The 9,101-nt window shown below is 65.9% G+C and carries 5 protein-coding genes; all 5 read left to right on the forward strand.

Annotated elements, in window-relative coordinates:
• Positions 1-110 precede the first annotated feature (110 nt).
• A complete protein-coding gene (locus C9I57_RS29600; RefSeq protein WP_107154089.1) occupies positions 111-1,490 on the forward strand; it encodes an MdtA/MuxA family multidrug efflux RND transporter periplasmic adaptor subunit in 1,380 nt (459 codons plus the stop codon).
• 18 nt (positions 1,491-1,508) lie between these two features.
• Positions 1,509-4,634 carry an MdtB/MuxB family multidrug efflux RND transporter permease subunit gene (locus C9I57_RS29605; protein ID WP_107154090.1) on the forward strand — a complete coding sequence of 1,042 codons (3,126 nt, stop codon included), beginning with the start codon at positions 1,509-1,511 and terminating at the stop codon, positions 4,632-4,634.
• Positions 4,635-4,650: 16 nt separating this feature from the next.
• Positions 4,651-7,932: an efflux RND transporter permease subunit gene (locus tag C9I57_RS29610; RefSeq protein ID WP_107154091.1), complete on the forward strand. Its 3,282-nt coding sequence runs from the start codon at positions 4,651-4,653 to the stop codon at positions 7,930-7,932.
• 239 nt (positions 7,933-8,171) lie between these two features.
• On the forward strand, positions 8,172-8,540 hold the full coding sequence (locus tag C9I57_RS29615) for a hypothetical protein (RefSeq protein ID WP_308836380.1): 369 nt from the start codon (positions 8,172-8,174) through the stop codon (positions 8,538-8,540).
• Between the two features lie 16 nt (positions 8,541-8,556).
• On the forward strand, positions 8,557-9,101 hold a 545-nt coding region (locus C9I57_RS29620), incomplete at its 3' end, for a YMGG-like glycine zipper-containing protein (RefSeq protein WP_258187894.1).

Raw genomic sequence — 9,101 nt, forward strand, 5'->3', positions numbered from 1 at the left:
ATCAGCACGGCGCCTCATGAACGACGCGCGGCCAGCGGCGCGGGGCAGGTGGCTTGTCGGTGCGTTGATCCGCCGCGCCCCCCTCAATACCATTGCGCTCGCTTCAATCGATGGCCGAACAAGACAATCCGACCGATACCCGCCCTACTCCCGCACGCCCCACGCAGCAGCCGGAAGGCGAGCCCGCCTCCGCCCGCGCGAGGCCGACGCGCGGCAAGCTGGGCGCGCTCGTCGTCGCGATCGTGATCGCCGTGCTGCTGCTCTTCTGGTGGCATCCGTGGAGCCGCACGAGCCCGAACGCAGCCGGGCCAGGCGCGGCGAGCAGCGCGCGCGCGGGTCGCGGCGGTCCCGGCCGGTTCGCGAACATGCCGCAGCCCGTCCAGGTGGCGACCGCGAAGGCCGGCGAGATGCCGATCGTGCTGACCGCGCTCGGCACCGTGACGCCGCTCGCGACCGTCACCGTCAAGACGCAGCTCGCCGGCTACCTGCAAGCCGTCGAGTTCCGCGAAGGCCAGATGGTTAGGCAAGGCGATGTGCTCGCGCAAATCGATCCGCGCCCTTATCAGAACTCGCTCGCCAACGCCCAAGGCGCGCTCGCCAAGGACATGGCGCTGCTTCAGGAAGCGCGCATCGATCTGAAGCGCTACCAGACGCTGCTCGCCCAGGATTCGATCGCAAGTCAGCAGGTCGATACGCAGGCGTCGCTCGTCAAACAGTACGAGGGCCAGGTCAAGTCCGATCAGGCGAACATCGACACCTACAAGCTCGATCTCACCTATGCGCGCATCACGGCGCCCATCTCCGGCCGCGTCGGCCTGCGCCAGGTCGATCCGGGCAATTACGTGACGCCCTCGGACGCCAACGGCATCGTCGTCATCACACAGTTGCAGCCGATCAGCGTCATCTTCACGACTTCCGAAGACAACCTGCCGCAGATCGTGAAGCAGATGAGGGGCGGCGTGAAACTCTCGACGACGGCCTACGACCGCAACAACGCGGCGCCGCTCGAGACCGGCTACCTCGACACCTTCGACAACCAGATCGATACGTCGACGGGCACGATCAAGCTGCGCGCGATGTTTCCGAACCAGGATCTGCTGCTCTTTCCGAACCAGTTCGTCAACGCGCGGCTGCTCGTCGATACGCTCCATGACGCCGTCATCGTGCCGACGTCCGCAGTGCTGAACGGCGCGTCGGGACAATTCGTCTACGTCGTGAAGCCCGACGATACCGTCACCGTGCGCCCCGTCAAGGTCGGGCCCGTCGACGCCGAGCGCACGAGCATCGCCTCGGGACTCGCCGTCGGCGAGCGTGTCGTCACGGACGGCTCGGATCGTCTGCGCGAAGGCGCCAAGATCACGATCCCCGCCGAGCATCCGCTCGCGGCATCGGGGGCGTCGGGCGCGCGAGCCGCTTCCGGCGCCGCGGCCGAAACGGGTGCGTCGCACACGCACGGCCAGCGCCGGCATGCGCAGCAAGCCGGTCAGTAACGTGAGCGCCGTCCCCGCATGAACCCTTCCCGCGCTTTCATCCTGCGCCCGGTCGGCACCGCCTTGCTGATGGCGGCGATCATGCTCGTCGGCCTCGTCGCGCTGCATTTCCTGCCGATCTCGGCGCTGCCCGAAGTCGACTATCCGACGATCCAGGTCCAGACGTTCTATCCGGGCGCGAGCCCGGAGGTGATGACGTCGTCGGTGACGGCGCCGCTCGAACGGCAGTTCGGCCAGATGCCGTCGCTCAATCAGATGGCGTCGCAAAGCTCGGCGGGCTCCTCGGTCATCACGCTGCAGTTCAGTCTCGACTTGCCGCTCGACGTGGCCGAGCAGGAAGTACAGGCCGCGATCAATGCGGCCGGCAACCTGCTGCCTTCCGATCTGCCGGCCCCGCCGATCTATGCGAAGGTCAATCCGGCCGACGCGCCGATCCTGACGCTCGCGATCACGTCGAAGACGATGCCGCTCACCGACATCGAGAACCTCGTCGACACACGGCTCGCGCAAAAGATCTCGCAGGTGGCGGGTGTCGGGCTCGTCAGCATCAGCGGCGGCCAGCGCCCCGCCGTGCGGATCCAGGCGAATCCGCTCGCCTTGGCCTCCTACGGGCTCAACCTCGACGACCTGCGCACGACGATCTCGAACCTGAACGTCAATACGCCGAAGGGCAATTTCGACGGCCCGACGCGCAACTACACGATCAACGCGAACGATCAGCTGACGGATGCCGACGCCTATCAGGATGCCGTCGTCGCCTACCGCAACGGCCGGCCCGTCATGCTGACCGACGTGGCGAAAATCGTCGATGCCGCCGAGAATACGAAGCTCGGCGCCTGGGTCGGCACGCCGGGGGGCGTCGAGCCGGCCGTGCTGCTCAACGTGCAGCGACAGCCGGGCGCGAACGTGATTCAGGTCGTCGACAGCATCAAGCGCCTGCTGCCCCAGCTGCAGGCGTCCCTGCCGGCCTCGCTCGATGTCTCGGTCGTGACGGACCGCACGACGACGATTCGCGCATCCGTACGCGACGTGCAGTTCGAGCTCGCGATGTCGGTCGTGCTCGTCGTGCTCGTCATGTACCTGTTCCTCGCCAACGTCTACGCGACGATCATCCCGAGCCTCTCGGTGCCGCTGTCGCTGATCGGCACGCTCGCGGTGATGTACCTCTGCGGTTTCTCGCTCGATAACCTCTCGCTGATGGCGCTCACGATCGCGACGGGCTTCGTCGTCGACGACGCGATCGTCATGATCGAGAACATCGCGCGCTACGTCGAGGACGGCGATACGCCGCTCGAGGCGGCACTGAAGGGCTCGAAGCAGATCGGCTTCACGATCATCTCGCTGACGGTCTCGCTGATCGCGGTGCTGATTCCGTTGCTCTTCATGGGCGACGTGGTCGGCCGTCTCTTTCACGAGTTCGCGATCACGCTTGCCGTTACGATCGTGATCTCGGCCGTCGTCTCCCTCACGCTCGTGCCGATGATGTGCGCAAAGCTTTTGCGCCATACGCCGCCGCCCGAAAGCCGCCGATTCGAGGCGAAGGCGCATGCCGTCATCGATGCGATCATCGCGCGCTACGGCGTCATGCTCCGATGGGTGCTCGCGCACGAACGCGCGACGCTCGTCGTCTTCGCGCTCACGCTCGTGCTCACGGGCATCCTTTACGTCTTCGTGCCGAAGGGCTTCTTCCCCGTGCAGGACACGGGCGTCATCCAGGCCATCACGCAAGCGCCGCAGTCGATTTCATATGGCGCAATGGCCGAGCGGCAGGAAGCGCTCGCGAGCGCGATCCTGCGCAATCCGAACGTCGAAAGCCTGACGTCGTTCATCGGCGTGGACGGCACGAACATCACGCTGAACAGCGGCCGCATGCTGATCAATCTGAAACCGCATAGCGAGCGCAGCGAAAACGCGACGCAGATCATCCGCGACATCGATGGCGACGTCGCGAGTGTGACGGGCATCACGCTTTACATGCAGCCCGTGCAAGACCTGACGATCGATTCAACGGTGAGCCCGACGCAGTATCAGTTCATGCTGACCGACCCGAACCCGGACGAGTTCGCGGCCTGGGTGCCGAAGCTCGTGCGGCGCCTGCAATCCGCGCCCGAGCTCGCCGACGTGGCCACCGATCTGCAGCAAAGCGGCCAGTCCGTCTATATCGAGATCGATCGCGGCACCGCGGCACGCTTCGGCATTACGCCGGCCACGGTCGACAATGCGCTTTACGACGCGTTCGGCCAGCGCATCGTTTCGACGATCTTCACGCAGTCGAACCAATACCGTGTGATTCTCGAAGCCGACCCGCGCATGCAGCACTACACCGACGCGCTCAAGTCGATCTACCTGCCTTCGTCGACGGCGGCGAACGGTCAGGTGCCGCTCACGGCGATCGCCAAGTTCATCGAGCGCCCCGCCCCGCTGCTCATCTCGCATCTCGGGCAGTTCCCCGCGACGACGGTGTCGTTCAACCTCGCGCCGGGCGCGTCGCTTGGCGCCGCCGTCAAAGCGATCGAAGCGGCCGAACGCGATATCGGCCTGCCCGCCTCGTTCCAGACGCGCTTTCAAGGCGCGGCGCTCGCGTTCCAGGCGTCGCTTTCCAACGAGCTGTTCCTGATCCTCGCGGCCGTCGTCACGATGTACATCGTGCTCGGCGTACTTTACGAGAGCTTCGTGCATCCGATCACGATCCTCTCGACGCTGCCTTCGGCCGGCGTCGGCGCGCTGCTCGCGCTGATCATCTCGGGGCACGACCTCGACATCGTCGGCATCATCGGGATCGTGCTCTTGATCGGCATCGTCAAGAAGAACGCGATCATGATGATCGACTTCGCGCTCGAAGCCGAGCGCGAGGAAGGCAAGTCGCCGCGCGAAGCGATCTATCAGGCGTGTCTGCTGCGCTTCAGGCCGATCCTGATGACGACGATGGCCGCTCTGCTCGGCGCGCTGCCGCTGATGCTCGGCACGGGCGTAGGCTCCGAGCTCCGTCATCCGCTCGGCATCGCGATCGCGGGCGGCCTCGTCGTGAGTCAGCTGCTGACGCTTTTCACGACGCCCGTCATCTATCTCGGCTTCGATTCGATCGCACGCCGTCTGCGCGAGCGATTCGGCCATCGGCCCGCGGCCGGCGCGAGCGACGTCTAGCGTTCGGGGCGACGTCATGAACCTCTCGCGGCTTTTCATCTCCCGTCCCGTCGCGACGACGCTGCTCGCGCTCGGCGTCGCGCTCGCGGGGATCTTCGCATTCGGCAAGCTGCCCGTGGCTCCGCTGCCGCAGGTCGACTTCCCGACGATCTCGGTGCAGGCGCAGATGCCCGGCGCGAGCCCCGACACGATGGCCACGAGTGTCGCGAGCCCGCTCGAGCGACATCTGGGGCAGATCGCCGACGTCTCCGAGATGACATCGCAAAGCTCGGTCGGCTTCACGCGCATCACCGTGCAGTTCGGCCTGAACCGCAATATCGATGGCGCCGCGCGCGACGTGCAGGCCGCCATCAACGCCGCGCGGGCGGACCTGCCGACGAGCCTGCGCAGCAATCCGACCTATCACAAGGTGAACCCGGCCGACGCGCCGATCCTGATTCTCGCGCTGACCTCGCCGACGCTGCCGGCCGGCAAGCTCTACGACGCGGCCTCGACCGTGCTGCAGCAAGCGCTCTCGCAAGTCGACGGCGTCGGCGAAGTCGACGTCTCGGGCTCGGCCAATCCCGCGGTGCGCGTCGAGCTCGAGCCGCAGGCCCTCTTTCACTACGGCATCGGCCTCGAGGACGTGCGCGCGGCGCTCGCGTCCGCCAATGCGAACAGCCCGAAAGGCGCGATCGACTTCGGCGATCGCCGCGTGCAGCTCTATACGAACGACCAGGCCTCGCAGTCCTCGCAATATAAGGACCTCATCGTCGCCTATCGCAACCACGCGGGCGTCAAGCTGTCGGATCTGGGTGAAGTCGTCGATTCGGTCGAAGACCTGCGCAATCTCGGCCTCATGAACGGCCAGCGCTCGGTACTCGTCATCATCTACCGGCAGCCGGGCGCGAACATCGTCGAGACCGTCGATCGCGTGATCGGCATGATTCCGCAGCTGAAGGCCTCGCTGCCCGCGGCCATCGACGTCACGCCGGTTTCCGATCGATCGATCACGATCCGCTCGTCGCTCAAAGACACCGAGCGCACGCTGCTGATCGCCGTCGCGCTCGTCGTGACCGTGGTCTTCCTGTTCCTGCGCAACTGGCGCGCGACGCTGATCCCGAGCGTCGCCGTGCCCATCTCGATCATCGGCACGTTCGCGGCGATGTACCTCGTCGGCTACTCGCTCGACAACCTTTCGCTGATGGCGCTCATCATCGCGACAGGCTTCGTCGTCGACGACGCGATCGTCGTGCTGGAAAACATTTCGCGGCATATCGAGGAAGGGGTGCCGCCGATGCGGGCGGCCTATCTCGGCGCGCGCGAAGTCGGCTTCACGGTGCTCTCGATCAGCATCTCGCTCGTCGCCGTCTTTCTGCCCATCCTCTTGATGGGCGGCATCGTCGGCCGGCTCTTCCGCGAGTTCGCGGTCACGCTTTCGCTCGCGATCGGCGTTTCGCTGCTGGTCTCGCTGACGGTGACGCCGATGATGTGCTCACGGCTTTTGCGCGCGCCGCGGCCGCGCGAAGAAGAGGGCCGGCTCGCGCGCCGGCTCGAGAGCGGCTTCGAGCGGCTCGCGCGCGGCTATGCGCGCACGCTCGGCTGGGCGCTCGCGCATCCGCGCCTCGTCGTCTCCATTCTTCTCGCCACGATCGCGTTGAACGCCTATCTGTATATCGCGGTGCCGAAGGGTTTCTTCCCGCAGCAGGATACCGGTCGCCTGATCGGCGGCCTCGTCGCCGATCAAGCGACCTCGTTCCAGCTCATGAAGGTCAAGTTCGGCGAGATGATGCAGATCATCAAGCGCAATCCCGCCGTCGAGACCGTCACCGGCTTCACGGGCGGCCGCCAGACGAACTCCGGGTTCATGTTCATTTCGCTCAAGCCCAAGAGCCAGCGCAAGCTTTCCGCGGACGAGGTGATCGCCCAATTGCGCGGCCCGCTCGCGCACGTGGCGGGCGCGCAGACCTTCCTCCAGGCCGTGCAGGACATTCGCGTCGGCGGCCGGCAATCGAATGCGCAATATCAATTCACGCTGCTCGGCGACTCGACGGCCGAGCTCTACAAGTGGGCGCCGCTGCTCACCGAGGCGCTCAAGCGCCGCCCGGAGCTTGCCGACGTCAACTCGAACCAGCAGCAAGGCGGGCTCGAATCGCTCGTGCAGATCGATCGCACGAGCGCCGCGCGCCTGAAGATCTCGCCTTCGCAGATCGACAACACGCTGTACGACGCGTTCGGCCAGCGGCAGGTATCGACCATCTACAATCCGCTGAACCAGTATCACGTGGTGATGGAAGTGGCGCCGCGCTATTGGCAAAGCCCCGACATGCTCCGACAGATCTATGTCAGCACCTCGGGCGGGCGCGCGAGCGGCACGCAATCGAGCGGATTCGTCGTCGGCACGGTGGCGGGGTCATCGTCGGCAAGCAGCGGCTCGACGTCGGCCGCTACGATCGCGGCCGACACGGCGCGCAATCTCGCCAACAACTCGATCGCGGCGAGCGGCCATTCGAGCGCGTCGACGGGCGCGGCCGTCTCGACTTCTCAGGAAACGATGGTGCCGCTATCGGCCATCGCCTCGTTCGGTCCCGGCAACACGCCGCTCGCGGTCAACCATCAGAGCCAGTTCGTCGCCACGACGATTTCGTTCAATCTGCCGCCCGGCAAGTCGCTCTCCGACGCGACGCGCGCCATCGACGAAACGATGGTCGCCATCGGCATGCCGCAGACGATCCACGGCAGCTTTTCGGGCACGGCCCAGGCGTTCCAGCAGTCGCTGACCGACATGCCGCTGCTCATTTTGGCCGCGCTCGCCGCCGTCTATATCGTGCTCGGCATCCTCTACGAGAGCTACATCCACCCGATCACGATTCTGTCGACACTGCCGTCCGCCGGCGTCGGCGCACTGCTCGCGCTACTGCTCTTTCGCACGGAGTTCAGCATCATCGCGCTCATCGGCGTGATCCTGCTCATCGGGATCGTCAAGAAGAATGCGATCATGATGATCGACTTCGCGATCGAGGCATCGCGCCAAGGGCTCTCGTCGCGCGACGCGATTCATCGCGCCTGTCTGCTGCGCTTCCGGCCGATCCTCATGACCACCTGCGCGGCCATACTCGGCGCGCTGCCACTCGCGTTCGGCAACGGCGAAGGCGCCGAGCTGCGCTCGCCGCTCGGCATCTCGATCGTCGGCGGGCTCATCGTCAGCCAGGTCCTCACGCTCTATACGACGCCCGTGGTCTATCTCTACATGGATCGCCTGCGCGTCTGGCGGCAAAGCCGCCGCGGCGGCTCGCTCGCGCGCGGACAGACGAGCTGAGTCGCACGGAATTTCCCGGCGGACTCGTTCGTTTTATCAAAAAGTAAGCAGATGAAACAATTGTGAAGCGGCCTGTTATGGCGCCGCTCGCGCGATTGGCATAGCCTTCAACTGTCCCAGGCGGCTACTCTCGATGTCCGTCCCCGGTCAAAACCCGGGAATTCTGGGCTCGATACGCTTGCCTAAGTATTCGGTGCGCGACGTGAAGGCGCACAGTTCATCGAAAAAGGAGAAGGATCGTGCGATGGCGAATCGCTGCGCTGACGTTTGCGGCCATGGCGGCCGTATGTCTCAGCGGAACGGCGGAAGCGGCGCGCTGGCGTGTCGGGGTCTTCGTGGGCGGGCCGGTCTGGTACGGACCGGGACCTTATTACTACGCGCCACCGCCTTACTATTACCCGCCACCCGTGGTCTACGGACCGCCCGTCGTCGTGCAGCAGGAGCCCGACGTTTATGTCGAGCGCTCGCAGAACGAGAGCGCCGCACCGGGCTCGTCGTCGGGGACCTGGTGGTACTGCGCGGCCGCGAAAAAGTACTATCCCTACGTGAAGGAGTGTCCGAGCGGCTGGCAGGAGGTGCCCGCCACGCCGCCCGCCCCCAACCGCTGACATGAGCAAAACGATCATGCACTCCCTGGCTCCGCGCGCGAAGCGCTCCCCACCGGTCGCGCTAGCTGTGCTCGCTGGCGCAGCGGGCCTTGCGGCCCTCGCCGGCTGTACGGTCATGCCTTCCGGTCCGACCGTCATGGCCCTGCCCGGCACAGGCAAGACGTTCGATCAATTCCGCGCCGATGACGCGTCGTGCCGTCAATATGCGTTTCAGCAAGTCGGTGGCGTGAGCACGCAACAAGCCGCGAACAACAGCGCCGTCGGCAGCGCCGTTGTGGGCACGGCGGTCGGCGCCGCGGCCGGCGCGGCGTTCGGCGGCGGTCAAGGCGCCGCTATCGGCGCGGGTGCGGGGCTGCTCGGCGGCAGCGCGATCGGCGCCGGCAATGCGCAAGGCTCCGCCTACGGCATCCAGCGCCGCTACGACTACGCCTACGTTCAATGCATGTACGCGGCCGGCGATCGTGTGCCGATGCCGCGCGGCGCGGTCACCTACCGGGAACAATATCAAGCCCCCCCGCAGGCGGCCGTGCCGCCGAACTACGTGCCGCCGCCCCCCGATAC

The sequence above is a fragment of the Trinickia symbiotica genome (assembly GCF_003028655.1).
Lineage (GTDB): Bacteria > Pseudomonadota > Gammaproteobacteria > Burkholderiales > Burkholderiaceae > Trinickia > Trinickia symbiotica_A.